The organism is Salipiger sp. PrR003 (assembly GCF_010500785.1).
Taxonomy (GTDB): domain Bacteria; phylum Pseudomonadota; class Alphaproteobacteria; order Rhodobacterales; family Rhodobacteraceae; genus Salipiger; species Salipiger pacificus_A.
On the sequence record NZ_JAAGOV010000055.1, the window covers coordinates 14384 to 35988 of the forward strand.

Below are 21605 nucleotides of genomic sequence, written 5' to 3' on the forward strand. Positions count from 1 at the left end.
GACAAGGAAAGGACGAGCCGTGGTTTCTGTGGCGATGATGTGGGACGAAGGGGCGGACCGGGAGCTGGGGCTGCCGCATTACGCGAGCGCCGGGGCGGCGGGGGCGGACCTGCGGGCGAATTTCCCCGACCGGGGCTCGGTCGAGTTGGCGCCGGGCGCGCGGGCGCTGATCCCCACCGGGCTGCGCATGGCGATCCCCGAGGGGTACGAGGTGCAGATCCGGCCGCGCTCGGGGCTGGCGCTCAAGCACGGCATCACCCTGCCGAACACGCCCGGCACCATCGATTCCGACTACCGCGGCCCGCTCGGGGTGATCGTGATGAACGCCGGGCAGGAGAGCTTTACCGTCGCCCATGGCGAGCGCATCGCGCAGATGATCGTCGCCCCGGTCGTGCAGAGCGCCTTCGAGCTGGTGGAGAGCCTGCCCGAGACGGTGCGCGGCGCGGGGGGCTTTGGTTCGACGGGCACGCGCTGATGCTGCTGGTTCTGGGTCTCGGCGCGGCGATCTGGGGGCTCGGGCATTTGCTCGGCGCGTCCAAGACAGCGCGGCTTTACATGCTGGGGCTGCTCTACGTGATCGTGCTGATGATCCAGGTGGCGCTGCCTGAAGGGCACGGGCTGCGGCAGGTCACCGGCGGCAGCCCGGCGCTGTGGCTGATCCTCGGCGGCTTCGTGGCGCTGGGGCTGGTCTATGCGCTGGTGCTGCGCCGGGTGAAGGCGCGGGCGCAGGCGGGTGAGGCGGCGCGGGCCGCCGAGGTGCCCTCGGGGCCCGGCCGCATGTCCGACAGTGAGCTCGAGCGCTATGCCCGGCACATTGTCCTGCGCGAGCTGGGCGGGCCGGGGCAGAAGAAGCTGCGGGGCGCAAAGGTGCTGGTGGTCGGCGCGGGCGGACTTGGCGCGCCGGCGCTGCAGTATCTCGCGGCGGCGGGGGTCGGGACCCTCGGGGTGATCGACGACGACGTGGTCGAGAACGCCAACCTGCAGCGGCAGGTGATCCACACCGACGCCCGCATCGGCATGGCCAAGGTGTTTTCGGCGCAGGCCGCCATGGAGGCGCAGAACCCCTATGTGACGGTCAAACCCTATCACCGCCGCATGGCGCCCGAGATCGCCGAAGAGCTCATCGCAGAGTATGACGTGATCCTCGACGGCACTGACGACACCGACACCCGCTACCTCGTCAACCGCGTGGCAGTGGCGCAGGGCAAGCCGCTGGTCTCGGGCGCGCTGAGCCAGTGGGAGGGGCAGGTCTCGGTCTTCGATCCGGCGCGGGGCACGCCCTGCTACCAATGCCTCTTTCCCGTGGCCGCCGCGCCGGGCATGGCCCCGAGCTGCGCACAGGCGGGGGTGCTTGGCCCGTTGCCCGGCGTCGTCGGCGCGATGATGGCGGTGGAGGCGGTGAAGGTGATCGCCGGGGCCGGCCAGCCGCTGCTCGGCGAGATGCTGATCTACGACGCGCTCTGGGGCGAGACCCGCAAGATCACCCTCAAGCGCAAGGAAGACTGTCCGGTCTGCGGCGCTGCCGCCTGACCCAGCGGCGCGCCGCGAGTCGCGATCTTGCCAAGTCACCGCTGCTCGCCATACTGGCGCCACAACAAGATTCCGGAGAGGTTCCCTGATGTTCAAGCCCCTAGCTGCCCCGGCGGTTGCCGCCGCGCTGCTCGCCGCCACCCCGCTTCTGGCGCAGGATCTGCCCGATCTGCAGGGGCGTGAGGTGGTGGTCGCCACCGAGAACGCCTACCCGCCGCTGCAGTTCGTCGATCCCAAGAGCGGCGAGGCGATCGGCTGGGAGTATGACGCCATGGCCGAGATTGCCGAGCGCCTGAACATGACCGTCTCCTACGAGAACATCTCCTGGGACGCGATGATCCCGGCGGTGAGCGAGGGGCAGTTCGACTTGGGCATGACCGGCATCACGATCCGCGAGGACCGCGCCGAGGTCGTCGATTTTTCCGAACCCTACATGCGCTCGGAAATGGTCATGCTGGTGCGCGGCGACGAGGAGCGTTTCGACGATGCCGCCTCTTTCGCCGCCGACGAAGACCTTCTGATGGGCGCCCAGCCGGGCACCACGCCCTTTTACGTGGGCGTTTACGACGTGCTGGATGGCAACGAGCAGACCCCGCGCATCACCCTTTTCGAGACCTTCGGAGCCAGCGTGCAGGCGCTGCGCACGGGAGACGTCGACCTCGTGCTGACCGATGGCACCGCGGGTGAGGGCTACGTGGCCTCCTCGGAGGGCGCGCTGAAGATCGTCGGCGAGAAGCTGGGCTCGGAAGACTTCGGTTTCATCTTCCCCAAGGGCTCGGACCTCGTGGCGCCGATCAACGCGGCGATCGCGGCAATGTCCGCGGACGGCACGCTGGACGCGCTGAACAAGACATGGTTCCTCGACTACAAGATGGGCGAATGAGCCTTCCGAAACCTTCTGCCGGGACCGCATGAAACCGCAGAGCAAGAAAGACTTCCCCTGGTGGCTCGTTGCCACCGGGGTGCTCGGGCTCATGGCCTATGGCGCGGTGCTCACCGACGAGGTGCAGGCGCAGGTGCTGCGCACGCTGCTCAAGGGCGTGCAGATCACCGTCTTCGTGACGCTGGTGGGTTTCGTGCTGGCCTCGGTGATCGGCATGGGTGTGGCGCTCATGTCGCTCTCGCGCAGCCTGATCCTGCGGCAGATCGCGCGGTTCTATACCGAGATCCTGCGCGGCATCCCGATCCTCGTGCTGCTGCTCTACGTCGCCTTCGTGCTGGCGCCGGGCATGGTAGCTGGCTGGAACTGGCTGGCCGGGTACCTCGGGATCGACCCCTTGCGGGTGCGGGACTTTTCGCTGCTCTGGCGTGCGATCCTGGCGCTGACCATCGGTTACTCGGCCTTCATCGCCGAGGTCTTCCGTGCCGGGCTGCTGTCGGTCGATGAGGGGCAGATCGAGGCGGCCGAGGCGCTGGGGCTCAGCCGCTCGCAGGTGTTCCGGCTGGTTGTCCTGCCGCAGGCGATCCGCACCATCCTGCCGCCGCTCGGCAACGACTTCGTCGCCATGGTGAAGGACAGCTCGCTGGTCTCGGTGCTCGGCGTGCTCGATGTCACCCAGCTCGGCAAGGTCACAGCGGCAGGGAACTTCCGCTACTTCGAGACCTACAACGTCGTGGCGCTCATATATCTGACGATGACAATCACCCTCTCGCTGCTCTTGCGGCGGCTCGAAGCGCGGCTTCGCGACAAGCCCTGACAGCGGCCCGGATGGCCGGGGTTGGGGACTCCGCGGAAGACATTTGGGCCTGGGAAGGTGGCCGGGCGCGGCGCGGCTTGCGCGGGGGCCCGAAGAAGCGCTGCCGGTGGGATTGCGGGCGCCGCGGGGGCGACCTACCTTGCCTGCAAAAGGAGTCCGCATATGACCAACCCGCTTCTCGCCGATTGGGATACCCCCTTCGGCCTCGCGCCGTTCGACCGCATTTCCGACGCTGATTTCGCCCCAGCCTTCGCGCAGGCGTTGGCGGCGCATCTTGCCGAGATCGAGGCGATTGCAGACAATCCCGAAGCGCCGAGCTTTGCCAATACCGTCGAGGCGATGGAGGGCGCGGGCGAGGCGCTCGACAAGGTTCTCTCGGTGTTCTTCTCGGTGGCGGGCGCGGACAGCAACGAGGCGCGGCAGGCCCTGCAGCGCGAGTTTTCGCCCAAGCTCGCGGCGCACAGTTCGGCGATCTACTCCAACGAGACGCTGTTTGCCCGGGTGCGCGATCTCTGGGAACGGCGCGATGCGCTTGGTCTCTCGGACGAGGAGGCGCGCGTGTTGATGCTGACCCACCGCGGCTTCGTGCGGGCCGGTGCCGCGCTGACCGGCGAAGAGGCCGAGCGCATGAAGGCGGTGAAATCGCGGCTGGCGGTGCTCGGGACGCAGTTCACCCAGAACCTGCTGAAGGACGAGGATGACTGGGTCATGCCGCTCGCCGAGGCGGACCTCGAGGGGCTGCCCGACTTTGTCGTCGACGGCGCCCGCTCGGCGGGAGAGGCCGGAGGCCACGATGGTCCGGTGATCACCCTTTCGCGTTCGCTGATCGTGCCCTTCCTGCAGTTCTCGCCCCGGCGCGACCTGCGAGAGAAAGCCTGGCGCGCCTGGACGGCGCGCGGCGAGAACGGCGGCGAGACCGACAACCGCGGCATCGCGGCGGAAATTCTCGGGCTGCGCGAAGAGCGGGCCGCGCTGCTCGGCTACCCGGATTTCGCCAGCTACAAGCTCGAGACCGAGATGGCCGGCACGCCAGAACGGGTGCGCGAGCTGCTGATGCAGGTCTGGGCGCCGGCCCGTGCCGCTGCCATGGCCGACCAGGCTCAGATGGAGGAGATGCTGCGCGCGGACGGGATCAACGACGATTTCCGCGCGTGGGATTGGCGCTACTACGCCGAGAAGCGGCGCAAGGCGCTGCACGATCTCGATGAGGCCGAGCTGAAGCCCTACCTGCAGCTGGAGCGGATGATCGAGGCGGCCTTCGCCTGCTCCCACCGGCTTTTCGGCCTTGAGTTCCGCGAGTTGGATCAACCGCTCTATCACCCCGATTGCCGTGCCTGGGAGGTGACGCGGGGCGGCAAGCACGTGGCAGTCTTCATCGGTGACTACTTTGCCCGCGCGTCCAAGCGCTCCGGCGCCTGGTGCTCGGCGATGCAATCGCAGGCCAAGCGCCCCGTCGCAAAGGCTCCCATCGTGATCAACGTCTGCAACTTCGCCAAGCCGCCCAAGGGCAAACCGGCGCTGCTGTCCTACGACGACGCGCGCACGCTCTTCCACGAGTTCGGCCACGCGCTGCACCAGATGCTTTCGGATGTGGAGTTCGGCTCGGTCTCGGGCACTTCGGTGGCACGCGACTTCGTGGAACTGCCGAGCCAGCTCTACGAGCATTGGCTCGAGGTGCCCGAGGTGCTGGCCGAGTTCGCCACCCATGCGGAGACCGGCGCGGCGATGCCGAAGGATCTGCTGGACAAGGTGCTTGCGGCGGCAACCTTCGACATGGGCTTCCAGACGGTGGAATACGTGGCCTCGGCGCTGGTCGATCTGGAGTTCCACAGCGGCCTGTCCAGCGACGATCCCATGGCGAAACAGGCCGAGGTGCTGGCCGAGATCGGCATGCCCTCGGCGATCCCCATGCGCCACGCCACGCCGCATTTCGCCCATGTGTTCGCGGGGGACGGCTATTCCTCGGGGTACTACAGCTACATGTGGTCCGAGGTGATGGATGCCGACGCCTTCGCCGCCTTCGAGGAGGCGGGCGGGGCCTTCGATCCGGCCACCGCGTCAAGGCTCGAGGAATTCATCCTCTCGAAAGGCGGCTCGGTCGAGGCCGAGGAGCTCTACACCGGCTTCCGGGGTCGCATGCCGGGCGTCGAGGCGCTGCTGAAGGGGCGCGGGCTGGCGGCCTGACCGCTCGGCCCGACCGCTTAAAACGTTTCGCGGGTGAGGGTGTACCCCTCGTCCGCGAGCAGTTTCAGGATACCATCGGTGCCACTCAGATGGGCGGCGCCGAAGGCGGCGACCACGGGGGCCTCGGTTTCTGCCGAGGCCTGCATCAGCACCGGGATCCACGCCTTGTTGCGGGCGGTGAGGAGCTGCGCCTCGGTTTCTTCCATCATCGCGTCGACCTCCGCGGGTGCCTCGGGCAGCGCGCGCCGGGCGATCAGCCGCGAGATCACCCAGGTGTCGGCATGGGCTTCTTCGAAATAGGCGTCGAAGAGCGTGGCGAACTGGTCCTCGGCGGTATCGGTGTCGAGCACCCCGGTGCGCAGCATCTCGAGTTGGTCCTCGATCGGCTCGGCGTTGAACAGGCGGAAGACCGTATCGAAGGGCTCGAGCGCGCGGGTCGGCACCTCCGCGTCGTCGGCGATATCCTGCAGCTTCATGTCGAGCCCGCTCTTGCCCTTGAGTTGCGCCATGGCGCAGGGCGGGGTGGCGAGCATCATCGATAGGTACCAGGGCTGGAACTTGGCGGCCATGACGGCGGGAATGCCCCGGTCCCGCGCCGCGCTCGCCAGCGCCTGCCAGGCGGCCTCGGGCAGCAGCTCGGGCAGGGTGGGCCCCGAGAGGGTGAGCATCGTCGGGTCCTCGGCAAGCGCCTTCTGCAGGTGCTTTTCCTCGGCGCGGGTCATCTCGAGCAACAGCAGGCCGGCGTTTTCCACCAGCGGTGTCAGCCGGGCGACGGGTCCATCCAGCCGCGCGTCGCCGAGATGCATGGTGCCGACGATGTGGAGGACCTTGCCATCCTTCTCGGCGCGCCAGCGGTTGCCCTCGGGGTAGGGGATCCCGGCCAGCATCCGGCTCCGCTCGGCCTGTTCCGCCGGGGTGAGCGCGGGGCGCAGGTCGCTGCCTTCGCAGGCGGCGTGCAGCGCGGCGGGCAGGAGCAGGAAAAGCGATACGAGGAACGGGCGGACCATGAAGACAACCTGACTGGGAGGAGTATTCGCCTCAGGCTAGGGCAGTGGCTTGCCAGCGACAAGCCGCGGGGCGATGGTGGCGGCCATGTTGCGGGAAAGTGAACTCTATGCGCCGGTCAAGGCGCTTCTTCAGGCGCAGTGCTACGAGGTGAAGGGCGAGGTGGGCGCGGCCGACCTCGTGGCGGTGCGCGGTCAGGAAGAGCCGGTCATCGTCGAGCTGAAGTTGAAGATTTCGCTGGCGCTCTTCCACCAGGCGCTGGCGCGGTTGCGGGTCTCGGATCTTGTCTACATCGCCGTGCCGAAACCCGCCGGACGCATGGCGCGGCGGGCGCTGAAGGACAACCTGGTCATGTGCCGGCGCCTGGGACTCGGATTCATCACCGTCAAGGACGGGCGGGCCGAGGTGCAGTGCGATCCCGGCCCCTATGCGCCGCGCAAGAGCAAGCCGGGGCAGGCCAAGCTGCTGCGTGAATTCCGGCGGATCACCGGCGATCCGAACGATGGCGGCGCGACCCGGCATGGCATCGTCACCGGCTATCGGCAGGATGCCCTGCGCTGCGCCGCTTTCCTCGCGGAGGCGGGCGAGAGCAGGGGGCGCGACGTGGCGGCGGCCACCGGGGTGAAGGTGGCAACGCGGCTCATGGCGGACAACCACTACGGCTGGTTCGCCCGCGTCCGCGTGGGGGTCTATGCGCTGACCGATGCAGGGCGCGCGGGGTTGGTACACTGGGCCGGCAGCTGGGAGGAGCAGGCGGCCTAGTCGTGCCGGGCGCTCTTCAAGCCTGCCGAGGCGCCGCCTTGACCTCGGCCTGCGCTGTCGCCCGTCGGGCGCGCTTTGCCGCGACCCGCTCGCGGTAGAGCGTGTAGAACCCCGAGGCGATGATGATCCCACAGCCCACGAAGGTCCAGACATCGGGCAGGTCCGAGAACACGAGAAAGCCGTAGAGCGTGCTCCAGATGATCATCGTGTACTGCACCGGGGCCATGACCACGGCCTGTCCCACGTCGAGCCCGCGGATGATCAGGAATTCGCCCATGCCCGCCGCCGCCGCGATGGCAAGGCACATGGCCATGACCTCGAGGCTGGGCGGCGTCTCCCAGACGAAGATCAGCGGCACCGAGCACAGCAGGAACGAGGTCAGCGAGGTATAGGTCACCGTGGTGGCGATGCTGTCGGCGCCGCTCAGGTAGCGCGACAGCAGCTGACGCGCGGCGAAGCACAGCGCCGCGACGAAGGCGAAGGCGATGGCGGGGTGGAAGACCCCCATCCCCGGCCGGATCACCACCAGCATCCCGATGAAACCGCACAGGACCGCGGCCCAGCGGCGCGGGCCCACCGGCTCTTTCAGCAAGAGCGCGCCGAAGACGGTCACGAGGAACGGCGCTGTGAAGGTGACCGCCGTCGCATCCGCGAGCCCGACGTAGCGCAGCGACATGACGAAGCAGCCCGCCGAGGCGAGCGCGATGACGCCGCGGCTTATCTGCAGCAGAGGATGCGGCGTGCGCAGAACATGGCCGCCGCGCAGTGCCAGCAGGACCAGCACCCCGATGAACAGCCCCGACTGGCGGAACCAGATCACCTGGATCAGCGGCAGGTGCTCGGTCAGCAGCTTGGCCAGCATGTCGGTGATGCCGAAGCCGAAGAAGCCGAGCGCCATGAAAAGAAAGCCGCGCGTATTGTCATGCGTCGGCGTCTGCCGCGCGGAAGGCGCCGAAAGCGGCGCGTAGGGGATGGCCATGGGTATTTCCGAGTCTGTGATCTCAGGCACGTCACCACATTCGGCGGAGAGATGCCATGCTTCTCTGGGTCGGGGTTGTATCCGCCGGGTGCACTGCACATCTGGCGGGCACAGGTCTGCGGTCCTTGCCGGGATGTCATGAAATTTTCTCGGAGAGGACTGTTGACTCAAAACACGGGCCTGCCTAGCTATGCGTCGTTAGCACTCCACAAGGGTGAGTGCTAACGGCCCTCGATCCCGACGGAGTTCGGGTATCAGCGGGGGCCTACAGGGACAACCTTTGAGCTATGGAGACTCGAAGATGGCATTCAAACCGCTTCACGACCGCGTCCTCGTTCGTCGCGTTGAGAGCGACGAAAAGACCAAGGGCGGTCTGATCATCCCCGACAGCGCGAAAGAAAAGCCCGCCGAGGGCCAGATCGTTGCCTGCGGCGAAGGCGCCCGCAAGGACAGCGGCGAGCTGATCGCAATGGCCGTCAAGGCCGGCGACCGCGTTCTGTTCGGCAAATGGTCGGGCACCGAAGTGACGATCGACGGCGAAGAGCTGCTGATCATGAAGGAATCGGACATCCTCGGCATCACCGAGGCGGCCTGATCTTCTGATCGCCCGGGGGCCTCGGGCCCCGCTACGCCAGACATTCATTCAAATTTCAGGAGTACTTGCAGATGGCTGCCAAGGACGTGAAATTCAACACCGATGCCCGCACCCGCATGCTCAAGGGCGTCAACATCCTCGCCGACGCGGTGAAGGTGACCCTCGGCCCGAAAGGCCGCAACGTCGTGCTCGACAAGTCGTTCGGCGCGCCGCGCATCACCAAGGACGGTGTCTCTGTCGCCAAGGAAATCGAACTGGAAGACAAGTTCGAGAACATGGGCGCGCAGATGGTGAAGGAAGTCGCTTCCCGCACCAACGACGAAGCCGGTGACGGCACCACCACCGCGACCGTTCTCGCTCAGGCGATCGTCAAAGAGGGCATGAAGGCCGTTGCGGCCGGCATGAACCCGATGGACCTGAAGCGCGGCATCGACATGGCAACCGCCAAGGTCGTCGAAGCGATCAAGGCAGCTGCACGCCCGGTCAACGACAGCAACGAAGTTGCTCAGGTCGGCACCATCTCGGCCAACGGCGAAGCCGAAATCGGCCGTCAGATCGCGGACGCGATGCAGAAGGTCGGCAACGAGGGTGTCATCACCGTCGAAGAGAACAAGGGCCTCGAGACCGAGACCACCGTCGTCGAAGGCATGCAGTTCGACCGTGGCTACCTGTCGCCCTACTTCGTGACCAACGCCGACAAGATGATTGCAGAGCTCGACGACTGCATGGTCTTGCTGCACGAGAAGAAGCTCTCGTCGCTGCAGCCGCTGGTCCCGCTGCTCGAGCAGGTCATCCAGTCGCAGAAGCCGCTGCTGATCATCGCTGAAGACGTCGAAGGCGAAGCACTGGCGACCCTCGTGGTCAACAAGCTGCGCGGCGGCCTGAAGATCGCAGCCGTGAAGGCACCGGGCTTCGGCGATCGCCGCAAGGCCATGCTGCAGGACATCGCGATCCTGACCGGCGGCCAGGTGATCTCGGAAGATCTGGGCATGAAGCTCGAGAATGTCACCATGGACATGCTCGGCACCGCCAAGACCATCAACATCACCAAGGACGAGACCACCATCGTCGACGGTCACGGCGACAAGGCCGAGATCGAGGCACGCGTGGCCCAGATCCGTACGCAGATCGAGGAAACCACCTCGGACTACGACCGCGAGAAGCTGCAGGAACGTGTTGCCAAGCTGGCAGGCGGCGTTGCCGTCATCCGCGTCGGCGGCATGACCGAGGTTGAAGTGAAAGAGCGCAAGGACCGTGTGGACGACGCTCTGAACGCAACCCGCGCAGCCGTGCAGGAAGGCATCGTCGTCGGCGGCGGCACCGCTCTGGTGCAGGGCGCAAAGACCCTCGAGGGTCTGACCGGCGCGAACTCCGACCAGAACGCCGGCATCGCCATCGTGCGCAAGGCTCTGGAAGCTCCGCTTCGCCAGATCGCCGAGAACGCAGGCGTGGACGGCTCGGTCGTCGCAGGCAAGGTGCGTGAATCGGATGACCTGAAGTTCGGCTACAACGCGCAGACCGACGAATATGGCGACATGTTCAAGTTCGGCGTGATCGACCCCGCAAAGGTCGTGCGTACCGCACTGGAAGACGCAGCTTCGGTTGCAGGCCTGCTGATCACCACCGAAGCGATGGTGGCCGACAAGCCGCAGAAAGACGCGCCGGCCGGCGGCATGCCCGACATGGGCGGCATGGGCGGCATGGGCGGCATGATGTAATCTGCCGGTCCATACGGACGTCTGCCTTCGGGCAGCAGGCGGGGGGCTTCGGCCCCCCGTTTTGCGTTTGCGCGGTGCATGTGCCGGTAAGGCTGCCGTGACCGCGCGTCTGTTTTCCTTCGCCGCTCCGCGCGCTAGGCTCTGCTGCGACAACCGTGCAAGGAGCCACGTGATGAAACTGCTGCAGGCCGGACCCTCCCCCTTTGTCCGCAAGGTGCTTGTCACCCTGCACGAGACGGGCCAGTTCGATCAGGTCGAACAGGTGATGGTCGAAGCCTCGCCCGTCACCCCCGATCCGGCGCTGATCGCCGCGAACCCGGTGGGCAAGATCCCGGCGCTCGTGCGTCCGGACGGGCCGACGCTCTACGACAGCCGGGTGATCTGCCGCTTCCTCGACGCGCGCGCCGGCGGCGGGCTCTATCCCGAGAGCCGCATCTGGGACACGCTGGTGCTCGAGGCCACGGCCGACGGGATCATGGATGCCGCCGTGCTGATCGTCTACGAAGAGCGCTTCCGCGCCCGCGAGATGGTCTCGATGGAGTGGATCGAGGGCCAATGGGGCAAGGTCGCGCGCGCGCTCGACGCGCTCGAGACGCGCTGGATGAGCCACCTCGCCGGGCGCATGGACATCGGGCATATCGCCGTGGCCTGCGCGCTTGGATACCTCGACTTCCGCCATGACGCGCGCAAGTGGCGGGTTGGACGCCCGGCGCTCACCGCGTGGTACGACGGTTTTGCCAAGCGCGAGTCGATGGTGGCCACCGACCCCACGTCCTGAGCGGCTTTGCCCCGGCGCGGCCGCAAAACCCTTGCACGCAGGGCCGCTTCGGCTTAGCTGCCTGCACCCGAGAATTCCAAGCCCAGAAGGAACTTCCCCATGCGGATGCGCGACACCTTCATCAAGCCGATGCACCCCGAGGGGCGCAAGTTCGTCGGCATCTTCGCCGCGATCACCCTGGTGCTGTTCCTGATCTGGGATCCCCTGGGCTGGATCGGTGTCGGCCTGACCGTCTGGTGCTACTACTTCTTCCGCGACCCCGAGCGCGTGGTGCCGCAGCGCCCCGGCCTGCTGGTCTCGCCCGCCGACGGCGTGGTCTCGCTGATCGAGCCCGCCGTGCCGCCCGCCGAGCTGGGGATGCCGGACGTCCCGATGACCCGCGTGTCGGTCTTCATGTCGGTGTTCAACTGCCACGTGAACCGCACCCCGGTGACCGGCGAGATCGTTTCGGTCGCCTATCGCCCCGGCAAGTTCTTCAACGCCTCGCTCGACAAGGCCTCGGTGGACAACGAGCGCAACGCGCTGCGCATCCGCCTCGAGGACGGGCGCGAGATCGCCGTGGTGCAGATCGCGGGCCTCGTGGCGCGCCGCATCATGTGGTGGGTCAAGGAGGGCGACTGGCTCAACCGCGGCGATCGCTTCGGCCTGATCCGCTTCGGGTCGCGTCTCGATGTCTACCTGCCTGAGGGGGTGGAGCCTCTGGTTGCCATCGGCCAGACCATGGTCGCGGGCGAGAGCATCATTGCCAACCTGACGCCTGATCTCGGGAGCCCGCTGAATGAATGACGAGCAGCCGATCGAGGATCCGAAGGCCCGCGCCGCCGAGAAGGTGACGCTGATCCAGCTCCTGCCCAACGTGCTGACCGTTGTGGCCATCTGCGCCGGACTGACAGCGATCCGCTTCGGACTGCAGGGCTCCTACGAGCTGGCGGTGCAGCTGATCCTGCTGGCGGCGGTGCTCGACGGGCTCGACGGCCGCCTTGCCCGCGCGCTGAAGTCCGAGAGCGGCATGGGCGCCGAGCTCGACAGCCTCGCGGACTTCCTGAACTTCGGCGTCGCCCCGGGACTGCTGATCTACAACTGGGCGCTCGAGGACAGCCGCAACTTTGGCTGGATCGCGGTGCTGGTCTTCGCCGTCTGCGCGGTGGTGCGTCTGGCTCGCTTCAACGTCATGCGCAAGTCCGAGGACAAGGCGCATGACAACGCCTATTTCACCGGCGTGCCGTCGCCTGCGGGCGCTCTGCTGGCGATGCTGCCGATGTACCTCAGCTTCGGGCTCGGGGCCGGGCCGCTGTTCCCGGACCTCGTGCTGGCCGCCTGGCTGGTGCTGTCGGGGCTCGCGATGATCAGCCGCATCCCGACATGGTCGTTCAAGACCACCCGCATCTCGCGGCAGAACGTGAAATACGTGCTGGTCGGGGTCGCCTTTGTCGGCGCCGCCGTACTGACCTACGCCTGGATCAGCCTTGCGCTGGTCTGCGTCGCCTATGTGGCGGCGGTGATCATCATGCTGCCGCGCAAGCGGCGCACGAGTTGAGGAGAGCCGCTATGTCGGACGAGGAATGGGTTTACGACGAGGCAAGCGGCGAGTGGAAGCCCGCCTCGGACGTCGCCGCAGAGGCCGTGATCGAGGTGCGCGACGCGGCAGGGACCCTGCTCGCCGACGGTGACCAGGTCGTGCTGGTCAAGGACCTCAAGGTGAAGGGCGCAGGGCAGACGCTGAAGCAGGGCACGGTGATCCGCTCGATCCGGCTGACCGACAACCCCGAGGAGATCGATTGCCGGCATGACACCATCAAGGGTCTCGTGCTGCGCACCGAGTTCGTCAAGAAGCGCTGACGCCCGAGCGGTGGTGGCAAAAGAAAAGCGCTCCCCGAGGGGAGCGCTTTGTCGTTCCGGACGGTCCGCGGCTCAGAATTTCATCGAGACGCCGACGTTCAGCGCGTTGGTCTTGATGTCGGTTTCCAGCGTGCCGCCCTCGTCGAGATCGGCCTCGTTCCACGAGTAGGTGAACTGGTATTCGCCGTAGACCGACCAGGTGTCGTTGATCGGGTAGCTCACGCCGGCCAGAAGCCGCGCCGCCGGGCCGGTGTACTGGTACTCGAAGGTGTCATCGGAGCCATCGGTGGTGGCCACCTCGACGTGCGGCACCGCGATGCCGAGACCGGCGCCGACGAATGGCGTCAGCTTGCCCCAATGCTCGGGCCAGCGCTGCATGGCGTTCACGGTCAGGATGTTGATCCCGTCGGTGAATTCCAGCGTCTCGAAACCGGCATCGTCGCGATCGTCCTCGTTGGCGTAGACCTTGGCGTGGGTGAACTCGAGCGCCCAGCCGAAGGTGGCGCTCTGCCACCATGTGCCGCGGATACCCCAGTAGGGCGGCATCTCGAAGGACTTGCCTTCCCAGCCGATGAGCTCGTCAAAGCTGTCGCCGGTGCCGGGCATGTCGCCCGAGATGCGGCTGTGCGGGGCGGTCTGCCAGCCGGTGTAGACCGATGCTTCGAAATCCTGCGCGAAGGCGGGGGCGGCAAGCCCGGTGGCAATCAGCGCGGTTGGCAGAATCAGGGCTCTCATGGCCGTGGCTCCCTCGGGTAAAGTTCGTTAAAGGATTTGCGTCTTAACTGCCTAATATCTTCCGTCTGCACCGCGTTTCAACCGCGACACATCGGCACTCCCTTCAATGTAGCTGTTATGTTTGCTTTACGGACGTAGGGTGGGTCGGTAATACAACGAACGGAAATGCTGCGTTCCTGCGCGGCTTTATCTGCGTGTCGGCCGGCCGCGAACCCGGCCAATGAGGAATGGAGAAGACCCCGTGTCACAAGCAGAAGATCACGAAGGCACCCGAAGAGATTTTCTCTTCTACGCCACCGGCGGTGCCGGCGTAGTCGCCACTGGCGCGGCCGTCTGGCCGCTGGTCAACCAGATGAACCCGTCGGCCGACGTCCGGGCCCTGAGCACCATTCGAGTTGACGTGTCCGGAGTGGAGACCGGCACCCAGCTCACGGTGAAATGGCTGGGCAAGCCGGTGTTCATTCGCCGCCGGACCGAAGCGGAAATCGAGGAAGCCCGCGCGGTCACCATGGACCAGCTCGTCGATACCGAGGCCCGGAACGAAAATGTCGCGGCAGGTGCCGACGCCACCGACCAGAACCGCACCCTCGACGAGGCCGGCGAATGGCTGGTGATGATGGGCGTTTGTACGCATCTGGGCTGCGTGCCTCTGGGCAATGCCGGTGACTTCACTGCGGGCGGCGTGGGGGGCTGGTTCTGCCCCTGTCACGGGTCGCACTACGACACCGCAGGCCGCATCCGCAAGGGTCCGGCGCCGCAGAACCTTCACGTTCCCGTGGCTTCCTTCGTGGAAGAAACCACGGTCCTGCTGGGATAAGGGGAGGCGTCCATGGCTGGTATTCCGCACGACCACTACGAACCGAAGACAGGCGGCGAGCGCTGGGTGCACAAGCGCCTGCCGATCGTCGGTCTTCTCTATGACACCATCATGATCCCCACGCCCAAGAACCTGAATTGGATGTGGATCTGGGGGATCGTTCTGACCTTCTGCCTCGCGCTGCAGATCATCACCGGCATCGTCCTGGTGATGCACTACACGCCGCATGTCGACCTGGCCTTCGCCTCGGTCGAGCACATCATGCGCGACGTGAACGGCGGCTTCATGCTGCGCTACCTGCACGCCAACGGCGCCTCGCTGTTCTTCGTGGCAGTCTACGCGCATATCTTCCGCGGGCTCTACTACGGCTCGTACAAGGCCCCGCGCGAGATCACCTGGATCATCGGCATGCTGATCTACCTCGCGATGATGGGCACCGCCTTCATGGGCTACGTGCTTCCCTGGGGGCAGATGTCCTTCTGGGGTGCGACGGTGATCACCGGCCTGTTCGGCGCGATTCCCTTCATCGGCGAGCCGATCCAGACCTGGCTCCTCGGCGGGCCGGCGGTGGACAATGCCACGCTGAACCGCTTCTTCTCGCTGCACTACCTGCTGCCCTTCGTGATCGCGGCCCTCGTCGCCGTGCACATCTGGGCCTTCCACACCACGGGCAACAACAACCCCACCGGTGTTGAAGTGCGCCGCACCTCGAAGGCCGACGCCGAGAAGGATACCGTTCCGTTCTGGCCCTACTACGTGATCAAGGATCTCTTCGCCCTGGCGGTGATCCTGGCCGTGTTCTTCGCCATCGTCGGCTTCATGCCGAACTACCTCGGCCACCCCGACAACTACATCGAGGCGAACCCGCTGGCGACGCCGGCGCACATCGTGCCCGAATGGTACTTCCTGCCGTTCTACGCGATCCTGCGCGCCTTTACCTCGGAAGTCTGGGTGGTGCAGATTGCATCCTTCCTGACCGGCGGCATCGTCGACGCGAAGTTCTTCGGCGTGCTGGCGATGTTCGGCGCGATCATCGCCATGGCGCTGGCGCCCTGGCTCGACACCTCCTCGGTGCGCTCGGGCAAGTACCGTCCGCAGTTCAAGTGGTGGTTCTGGCTGCTGGTGATCGACTTTATCGCGCTGATGTGGCTCGGTGCCATGCCGGCCGAAGAACCCTACGCCAGCTTCTCGCTGATCGGCGCGGCCTACTGGTTCGGCTACTTCTTCGTCATCCTGCCGCTGCTCGGCGTGATCGAGAAGCCGCTGCCGACCCCCGCGACCATCGAGGAAGACTTCGAGGCGCATTACGGCACGTCCTCGGACAAGGGCGCGACCGCGTCGCACCCGGCCGAGTAAGAAAGGACTTGAGGACCATGTTCAAGAAACTCACCCTTTCCGCCGTCGCGGCCCTGGGTCTCTTCACCGGCGGCGCCTTCGCTGCCGGCGAGGGGGGCCATGTCGAAGACTATGACTTCTCCTTCGAGGGTCCCTTCGGGGCCTACGACCAGGCGCAGCTTCAGCGCGGCCTGCAGATCTTCACCGAGGTCTGCTCGGCCTGCCACGGCCTGAAGTTCGTGCCGCTGCGCACCCTTGGTGACGAAGGCGGCCCCGGCCTGCCCGAGGACCAGGTGCGCGCCTATGCGGCGCAGAACTTCGAGGTCTACGACGACGAGCTCGAGGATTTCCGGCCGGCGATCCCGACCGACCACTTCCCCGAGAACACCGGCGTCGGCGCGCCCGACCTGTCGCTGATGGCCAAGGCGCGTGCGGGCTTCCATGGCCCCTACGGCACCGGCCTGTCGCAGCTTTTCAACGGTATGGGCGGCGCGGAGTACATCGCCTCGATCCTCACCGGCTACACCGGCGAGACCAAGGTCGAAGCGGGCACCACCTTCTATGAAAACCATGCCTTCTCGACCGGCTGGATCGCCATGGCCCCGCCGCTCGCGGGCGAGGACGTGGAATTCGCCGACGGGCACTCGAACGAGCTGCACCACGAGGCACAGGATGTGGCGGCCTTCCTTATGTGGACCGCCGAGCCGAAGATGATGGCGCGCAAGCACGCGGGCTTCGTCGGGGTTCTGTTCCTGACGCTGCTGTCGGTGCTGCTGTACCTGACCAACAAGCGCATCTGGCGCCCGATCAAGCACAAGCCGGAGTGAGCCTCGGCTGACGCGAAACAGAAGGCCCCGCCGTTTGGCGGGGCCTTTTGATTCGGAATCGCTGCCAAGCCACCCGGCTCGGGCTGCACTACTGGCCCAGATAGGCCCGCAGCGCCTCCGGAGGGGCGTCGAACAGCGCCTGCGTCTCGACCGGGGGATGGGCGACACCCTCGGCGACCAGCACCGTTTCCTCGGCAAAGCGCCGGGCGTCCTGCGGGTCGTGGCTGACCAGCAGCACCAGCGCGCCGAGTTCGCCGGCCACCTCCTGCACCAGATCGAGCATCTGCACCTTCAGCGCCGGTCCCAGCGCGGCAAAGGGCTCGTCGAGGGCGAGGATGGGCCGGGCCTGCAACAGAACCCGCGCCAGCGCGGCCCGGCTCTGCTGCCCGCCCGAGAGCGCGCCCGGCTTGCGTTCCGAGAGGCCGCCGAGGCCCACGCGCTCCAGCGCCGACTCGAGCTTGCGCGCCTCCTCCGTCGTCAGCCGCCCGCCGCCGGGGCGCAGGGCCAGGCCAAGGTTCCGGGCAAGGTTCAGGTGCGGGAAGAGGTTGTTCTCCTGAAAAAGCATCGCCACGGGGCGCCGGTCGGGCGGGGTGGCGGTGATGTCCTGCCCCCGCCAGAGCAGGCGACCGTACTTTGTCGCAAGGAACCCTGCGATCAGGTCGAGCAAAGTCGATTTGCCCGCGCCAGAGGGGCCGATGATCGCCACCCGGCGCCCGGGCGCGAGAGAGAAGTTCGCCGAGAGGCTGTAGTCGCCCTCGGTGAAGCGCAGATTTTCAAGCGTCAGCATTGGCGCGGCCTCCCCGGTCGCAGAGCCAGAAGGCCCCGAAGCTGAAGATCAGCAGGAGCAGCGCCGCCCCCGCCGCTGCCTCCATCTGGTAGGAGCCCATCAGCCGGTAGACCTGCAGGGGCAGGGTCGCCCGCTCGGGGTCGGCAAAAAGCGCGATGACGCCGAGATCGCCGATCGACAGCGCTGCAGTCAGACCCGCGGCAAAGCCCAGCGGGCGGCGCAGGCGGGGCAGCAGCACCAGCCGGATCCAGGCCAGCGGCGTCAGCCCGAGCGCCTGCGCGAGCCGCGCATAGTCGGCGCGCACCGCCTCGGCCTCGGGGCGCAGGATGCGCAGGGCGAAGGGCAGGGCGACGAGCGCGTTGACCAGCGTGGTGACCGGCAGCGCCAGCGACAGCGGGTTGACGAAGGGGCGCACGATGAGGAAGAGCCCGGTGCCCAGCACCAGCGGCGAGACCGCGAGACCGACGAGCCCCATCCATTCGCCCCAGCGGGTCGAGAGGGGCAGCGCCCAGGCCAAACAGAGCAGCGTCGAGACCAGCGCCACGGCAAGCGAGTTCCACGCGGCCTCCCACGAGCCCGTGCCAAGCTGCGCCAGCCCGGGCAGGCCGCGCGCGACAACCATCCCGAGCGGCGCCAGTAGGAAAAGCGCGGCGAGGGCGATCCATACGGCATCCATGACGCGGGACAGGCCCGTGCGCCCGTCCCAGCGGGTGACCATCCGGTCGAGCCCCGCCCCGAAGCCGCCGCCGGTGCCGAGCCTCAGGGCCACCAGCCCGGCCGCCAGCGCGAGGCCGAGCTGGATCACCGAGAGCAGCGCCGCCCGGCCGAGGTCGAAGTCGAAGCGCGCCGCCTGGTAGATTGCCAGTTCCACCGTCGTGGCGCGCGGCCCGCCGCCCAGCGTCAGCGCCACGGCAAAGCTCGACAGGCAGATGACGAAGATCACCGCGAAGGCCCCGGGCGCGATGCGTAGCAGCATGGGGGCTTCCAGCGTGCGGAACATGGCCCGGGGCGAGAGGCCCAGCGAAGCGGCAAGCCGGAAGCGCTCGGCGGGGATCGCCAGCCAGCCCTGCAGCAGCAGCCGGGTCGCGAGCGGCAGGTTGAAGAAGACATGCGCCAGCAGCACACCGTGCAGCCCGTAGATGCTGAAGCCCTTCAGGCCGAGCGCCCGCAGGGTGCCGTTGATCAGGCCGTTCTGGCCGAAGACCGCGATCAGCCCCAGCACCCCGACGATGGTCGGCAGGATAAAGGGCGCACCCAGCAGCGAGATCAGCAGCCCGCGCCCCGGGAAGCGCCGCCGGGCCAGCGCGCGGGCGACCGGGATCGCCAGCGCCACCGAGAAGGCAGCCGAGAGCAGCGATTGCCAGAGCGTGAAGCGCAGCGCCTGCCAGTCGCCGGGGCCGAGCGTGCCCCAGCCTCCGGCGCGGGCCAGCACCGCGGCGACCGGGCCGAGCACCAGGGCCAGCACCAGCCCTGCCGCGATCAGCGCGGCGCTTATTGCGAGAGGCCGCGACGCCATGCCTCGATGGCCTCGTCGCGCAGCGCGGCGGCCTCGTCCTCGGAGTAGAACAGCACCTTGCTCGGCAGCTCGAGCTCCTTGAACCCCTCGGGCCACTCATCATGCGGCAGGGCCGCGGGGAAGGACCAGTTGCCGGTGGCGATCATCTGCTGGAAATCGGGGGTCAGGAGGAATTCCATGAACTCTTGCGCCAGCTCGGGTTGGTCGCTGGTGGCCACTTTCGCGGCCAGCTCGACCATGAAGTAGTTGCCCTCGGGGAAGATCAGCGCCTTCTTGCTGTGATCGTCCTCGGCGATGATGTGATAGGCGGGCGAGGTGGTGTAGCTCAGCACCATGTCGGCCTCGCCGTCGGTGAAGAGCCCGTAGCTTTCCGACCATCCCTTGGTGACGGTCAGGATCTTCGGGGCGAACTTGCGCCAGGCGTCCTCGGCCCTATCGCCGTAGATGGATTGCACCCAGAGCGCCATGGCAAGGCCCGAGATCGAGCTGCGCGGGTCCTGAATGACGATCTTCAGATCGTTTGGCGCGTCAAGCAGCGCGTCGAAGCTCTGCGGCGGCTCAGGCAAACGGCTGCTGTCGTAGACGAAGGCCGTCTCGCCGTAGTTGTACGGAAGGAAGGTGTCGTCGGTCCAGTCGATCGGCAGGGTCAGCGGCGAGAGGTCCACGCCATGCGGCGCGAAGAGGCCGCTCTCGCGCGCCCTCTTGGTCACGTCGGTGTTGAGGCCGAAGACCACGTCGGCCTCGGTCCGCTCCCCCTCGAGCAGCAGGCGCGGCAGCAGGTCGCCGGGCTTGAACTGCAGGTCGCAGCCGCAGCGCGCCTCGAACATCTCCTCGATCTTCGGGCCGGGACCCCACTCCGAGACGACGTAGTCGCCGGCGTAGACGGTCAGAACGGGCTCCTGCGCCAGCGCCGTGCTGGCAAAGAGACATCCCGCTGCAAAACTGATGGCCTTCATGGCATCCTCCAAATTTGCGGCGAGAGGGCAAGATGGGCCGAGGGGCGCTGCGCCCGGGGCCGTGACCTTCCCTCCGCCGGTGTTAACCGGGTCAGGTTCAACGGGTTCGCGATTTGCATCTCAGCCGGCGCTTGCGCGGGCGGCACCCCGAGGTAGCGCAAGACCTAGCCGGGGTGGGGGCGTCTGGCAAGGTCATTCGCCTCGGGCCCGGCCATGCGCGACCTCGGGGTGCGGCGAGACAATTCCCTTGAGGCATGGGCCGCTCTGGCCTAACAGACTGGCCTGAACGGCGAGCCCGCGGCGCGGGCTTTCGCAAGCTTGCACCCGGACGGCACGACACAGGAGACCCGACCATGAGCCTCAACACCTTCGGCCATCTCTTCCGCGTGACCACCTGGGGCGAGAGCCACGGACCGGCACTTGGTGCCACGGTGGACGGCTGCCCGCCGGGCGTGCCGATCGACGAGGCGGCGCTGCAGAATTGGCTCGACCTGCGCAAGCCGGGGCAGAACAAGTACACCACCCAGCGGCGCGAGCCCGACGCGGTGAAGATTCTTTCGGGCGTGTTCGAAGGGCAGACCACCGGCACGCCGGTGCAGCTGATGATCGAGAACACCGACCAGCGTTCAAAGGACTATTCCGAGATCGCGGCGAAGTTCCGACCGGGCCATGCCGACATCACCTACTTCCAGAAATACGGCATCCGCGACTATCGCGGCGGCGGCCGCTCCTCGGCGCGCGAGACCGCGGCGCGGGTGGCGGCGGGCGGTCTGGCGCGCGCGGCGCTGGCCGAACTGGCACCGGGGCTGCAGATCACCGGCTACATGGTGCAGATGGGCCCGCAAGCCATCGACCGGTCGCGCTTCGACTGGGAGGAGATCGCCCGCAACCCGTTCTGGTGCCCGGATGCCGAGGCGGCCGAGGGCTGGGCGGACTACCTCGACGGGCTGCGTAAATCCGGGGACAGCGTCGGTGCGGTGATCGAGGTGACGGCGCGCGGCGTGCCGGCCGGGCTGGGTGCGCCGATCTACGGCAAGCTCGACACCGATCTCGCGGCGGCGATGATGTCGATCAACGCGGTGAAGGCGGTGGAAATCGGCGAAGGCATGGCGGCGGCCACGCTGACCGGCACCCTGAACGCCGACGAGATCACCATGGGGCCGGACGGGCCGGTTTACAGCTCGAACCACGCGGGCGGCATTCTTGGCGGGATTTCCACGGGTCAGGACGTGGTGGTGCGCTTCGCGGTGAAGCCGACCTCGTCGATCCTGACCCCGCGCAAGACGGTGACAGAGAGCGGCGAGGAGACGGAGATCGTCACCAAGGGGCGGCATGACCCGTGCGTCGGTATCCGCGCGGTGCCGGTGGGCGAGGCAATGATGGCCTGCGTGATCCTTGATCACCTGTTGCTGCATCGCGGCCAGATCGGCGCGAACCGCGGGCATATCGGCTGAGCCCAGGCGACGACGATCTGGCTTTGTATCCCTGCGGGCGTGACTGCCGCCCCAGCGATGTGACGCAGCCTGGCGAAGGTGCGCCATCACC

At 67.1% G+C, this 21605-nt stretch carries 22 protein-coding genes and 1 riboswitch; of the genes, 16 read left to right on the forward strand and 6 right to left on the reverse strand.

The window, feature by feature from the left end; all coding sequences use genetic code 11:
• The first annotated feature begins 37 nt into the window (after positions 1-37).
• From dut to G0D83_RS20695, 5 genes are all read left to right on the forward strand, one after another.
• Complete coding sequence (gene dut, locus G0D83_RS20675) at positions 38-475, forward strand: dUTP diphosphatase (RefSeq protein ID WP_164196625.1); 438 nt, start codon at positions 38-40, stop codon at positions 473-475.
• Positions 475-1530 carry a molybdopterin-synthase adenylyltransferase MoeB gene (locus G0D83_RS20680; protein ID WP_164196607.1) on the forward strand — a complete coding sequence of 352 codons (1056 nt, stop codon included), beginning with the start codon at positions 475-477 and terminating at the stop codon, positions 1528-1530. The genes dut and G0D83_RS20680 overlap by 1 nt, the downstream gene beginning before the upstream one ends.
• An 88-nt stretch (positions 1531-1618) precedes the next feature.
• Positions 1619-2413 (forward strand): transporter substrate-binding domain-containing protein, encoded by a 795-nt coding sequence (locus G0D83_RS20685; protein WP_164196608.1) that lies wholly within the window; start codon positions 1619-1621, stop codon positions 2411-2413.
• A gap of 28 nt (positions 2414-2441) precedes the next feature.
• Positions 2442-3227 carry an amino acid ABC transporter permease gene (locus G0D83_RS20690; protein ID WP_164196609.1) on the forward strand — a complete coding sequence of 262 codons (786 nt, stop codon included), beginning with the start codon at positions 2442-2444 and terminating at the stop codon, positions 3225-3227.
• 162 nt (positions 3228-3389) lie between these two features.
• Complete coding sequence (locus G0D83_RS20695; protein WP_164196610.1) at positions 3390-5411, forward strand: M3 family metallopeptidase; 2022 nt, start codon at positions 3390-3392, stop codon at positions 5409-5411.
• 17 nt (positions 5412-5428) lie between these two features.
• On the opposite strand, the gene G0D83_RS20700 is transcribed toward G0D83_RS20695, so the two are convergent.
• Positions 5429-6418, reverse strand: coding sequence for a TraB/GumN family protein (locus G0D83_RS20700; RefSeq protein WP_164196611.1), 990 nt, complete (start codon positions 6416-6418; stop codon positions 5429-5431).
• Positions 6419-6503: 85 nt separating this feature from the next.
• Here G0D83_RS20700 and G0D83_RS20705 point away from each other — a divergent pair, with 85 nt between their 5' ends.
• Positions 6504-7178, forward strand: a complete 675-nt coding sequence (locus G0D83_RS20705; RefSeq protein ID WP_164196626.1) for a DUF2161 domain-containing phosphodiesterase — start codon at positions 6504-6506, stop codon at positions 7176-7178.
• 16 nt (positions 7179-7194) lie between these two features.
• On the opposite strand, the gene G0D83_RS20710 is transcribed toward G0D83_RS20705, so the two are convergent.
• The gene (locus G0D83_RS20710; protein ID WP_235940170.1) at positions 7195-8157 is read right to left on the reverse strand and encodes a DMT family transporter; all 963 of its coding nucleotides are present in this window, start codon (positions 8155-8157) and stop codon (positions 7195-7197) included.
• 301 nt (positions 8158-8458) lie between these two features.
• Between G0D83_RS20710 and G0D83_RS20715 the strand changes: the two genes are divergently transcribed.
• The 6 genes from G0D83_RS20715 (at position 8459) to G0D83_RS20740 (ending at position 13087) form a co-directional block, all read left to right on the forward strand.
• A complete protein-coding gene (locus G0D83_RS20715; protein ID WP_108967009.1) occupies positions 8459-8752 on the forward strand; it encodes a co-chaperone GroES in 294 nt (97 codons plus the stop codon).
• A 71-nt stretch (positions 8753-8823) separates the two neighbouring features.
• On the forward strand, positions 8824-10470 hold the full coding sequence (gene groL, locus G0D83_RS20720) for a chaperonin GroEL (protein WP_108967007.1): 1647 nt from the start codon (positions 8824-8826) through the stop codon (positions 10468-10470).
• A 172-nt stretch (positions 10471-10642) separates the two neighbouring features.
• Complete coding sequence (locus tag G0D83_RS20725) at positions 10643-11248, forward strand: glutathione S-transferase (protein WP_164196612.1); 606 nt, start codon at positions 10643-10645, stop codon at positions 11246-11248.
• Positions 11249-11347: 99 nt separating this feature from the next.
• The gene (locus G0D83_RS20730) at positions 11348-12034 is read left to right on the forward strand and encodes a phosphatidylserine decarboxylase (protein ID WP_164196613.1); all 687 of its coding nucleotides are present in this window, start codon (positions 11348-11350) and stop codon (positions 12032-12034) included.
• Entirely contained in the window at positions 12027-12785 is a 759-nt protein-coding gene (gene pssA / locus G0D83_RS20735) for a CDP-diacylglycerol--serine O-phosphatidyltransferase (RefSeq protein ID WP_108967002.1), read from the forward strand. The genes G0D83_RS20730 and pssA overlap by 8 nt, the downstream gene beginning before the upstream one ends.
• 11 nt (positions 12786-12796) lie before the next feature.
• Positions 12797-13087 (forward strand): alkylphosphonate utilization protein, encoded by a 291-nt coding sequence (locus tag G0D83_RS20740; RefSeq protein ID WP_108967000.1) that lies wholly within the window; start codon positions 12797-12799, stop codon positions 13085-13087.
• A gap of 72 nt (positions 13088-13159) precedes the next feature.
• On the opposite strand, the gene G0D83_RS20745 is transcribed toward G0D83_RS20740, so the two are convergent.
• Positions 13160-13822, reverse strand: coding sequence for an outer membrane protein (locus G0D83_RS20745; RefSeq protein ID WP_108966998.1), 663 nt, complete (start codon positions 13820-13822; stop codon positions 13160-13162).
• Between the two features lie 241 nt (positions 13823-14063).
• Between G0D83_RS20745 and petA the strand changes: the two genes are divergently transcribed.
• The 3 genes from petA to G0D83_RS20760 are packed head-to-tail and all read left to right on the forward strand — an operon-like array spanning position 14064 to position 16801.
• A complete protein-coding gene (petA, locus tag G0D83_RS20750) occupies positions 14064-14639 on the forward strand; it encodes a ubiquinol-cytochrome c reductase iron-sulfur subunit (RefSeq protein ID WP_108966996.1) in 576 nt (191 codons plus the stop codon).
• Positions 14640-14651: 12 nt separating this feature from the next.
• A complete protein-coding gene (gene petB, locus G0D83_RS20755) occupies positions 14652-15995 on the forward strand; it encodes a cytochrome b (RefSeq protein WP_108966994.1) in 1344 nt (447 codons plus the stop codon).
• A gap of 17 nt (positions 15996-16012) precedes the next feature.
• On the forward strand, positions 16013-16801 hold the full coding sequence (locus G0D83_RS20760; RefSeq protein ID WP_164196614.1) for a cytochrome c1: 789 nt from the start codon (positions 16013-16015) through the stop codon (positions 16799-16801).
• Positions 16802-16889: 88 nt separating this feature from the next.
• Here G0D83_RS20760 and G0D83_RS20765 read toward each other — a convergent pair whose 3' ends face one another.
• The 3 genes from G0D83_RS20765 to G0D83_RS20775 are packed head-to-tail and all read right to left on the reverse strand — an operon-like array spanning position 16890 to position 20060.
• Positions 16890-17588 carry an ATP-binding cassette domain-containing protein gene (locus G0D83_RS20765; protein WP_164196615.1) on the reverse strand — a complete coding sequence of 233 codons (699 nt, stop codon included), beginning with the start codon at positions 17586-17588 and terminating at the stop codon, positions 16890-16892.
• A complete protein-coding gene (locus tag G0D83_RS20770) occupies positions 17575-19104 on the reverse strand; it encodes a thiamine/thiamine pyrophosphate ABC transporter permease ThiP (RefSeq protein WP_164196616.1) in 1530 nt (509 codons plus the stop codon). The genes G0D83_RS20765 and G0D83_RS20770 overlap by 14 nt, the downstream gene beginning before the upstream one ends.
• Positions 19080-20060 carry a thiamine ABC transporter substrate binding subunit gene (locus G0D83_RS20775; RefSeq protein ID WP_164196617.1) on the reverse strand — a complete coding sequence of 327 codons (981 nt, stop codon included), beginning with the start codon at positions 20058-20060 and terminating at the stop codon, positions 19080-19082. The genes G0D83_RS20770 and G0D83_RS20775 overlap by 25 nt, the downstream gene beginning before the upstream one ends.
• A 51-nt stretch (positions 20061-20111) precedes the next feature.
• A riboswitch (TPP riboswitch) is annotated at positions 20112-20220 on the reverse strand.
• 193 nt (positions 20221-20413) lie between these two features.
• On the opposite strand from G0D83_RS20775, the gene aroC reads away from it, so the two are divergent.
• A complete protein-coding gene (gene aroC / locus G0D83_RS20780; RefSeq protein ID WP_164196618.1) occupies positions 20414-21514 on the forward strand; it encodes a chorismate synthase in 1101 nt (366 codons plus the stop codon).
• Positions 21515-21605: the final 91 nt, after the last annotated feature.